Source organism: Vibrio sp. D173a (assembly GCF_030248475.1).
In genome coordinates this window covers 1-604 of the sequence record NZ_JAHGAH010001189.1, presented here as the reverse complement: position 1 = coordinate 604, position 604 = coordinate 1, and the positions used below count along the sequence as shown (strand labels likewise).

Annotated in this window: 1 protein-coding gene; it reads right to left on the bottom strand. The window is 52.0% G+C overall.

Annotated elements, in window-relative coordinates; all coding sequences use genetic code 11:
* Window positions 1-604: helix-hairpin-helix domain-containing protein (locus tag KIV40_RS32225; protein WP_285353415.1), on the bottom strand; the 604-nt coding region annotated here is incomplete at both ends.

Here is a 604-nt window from a genome sequence, read left to right as displayed (position 1 = left end):
TTCACCACTTCACGTGGATCAGAAACGAATCGGTCAGTCAGTGCTGAAATGTGTACCAGACCGTCTTGGTGAACACCGATATCCACGAAGGCACCAAAGTTAGCCACGTTAGAAACAACGCCTTCTAGAACCATACCCGGCTCCAAATCAGACACGGAGTTAACGCCTTCCGCAAAGGTCGCCGTTTTGAACTCAGGACGCGGGTCACGGCCCGGTTTGTCTAGCTCTTTAATGATGTCTGTTACGGTTGGAACACCAAAGTTATCATCGGTGTAGTCAACCGCGTGCAACCCTTTTAGGAAGCTAGAGTCGCCGATTAGGGTCTTGATGTCTTTGCTGTTCTTCTCTGCAATTGCTTTTACCACAGGGTAAGCTTCAGGGTGAACCGCAGAGGCATCGAGTGGGTTTTTGCCGCCCATGATACGCAGGAAGCCAGCACCCTGTTCAAAGGCTTTTGGCCCCAGACGCGCAACTTTCTTCAGCGTGGTACGCGCTTCGAAGCGGCCGTTTTCGTCACGGTAATCAACAATGTTCTGCGCGATGGTGCTTGAAAGACCAGCTACACGGGTTAGAAGTGCGGCAGAGGCGGTGTTGACGTCAACAC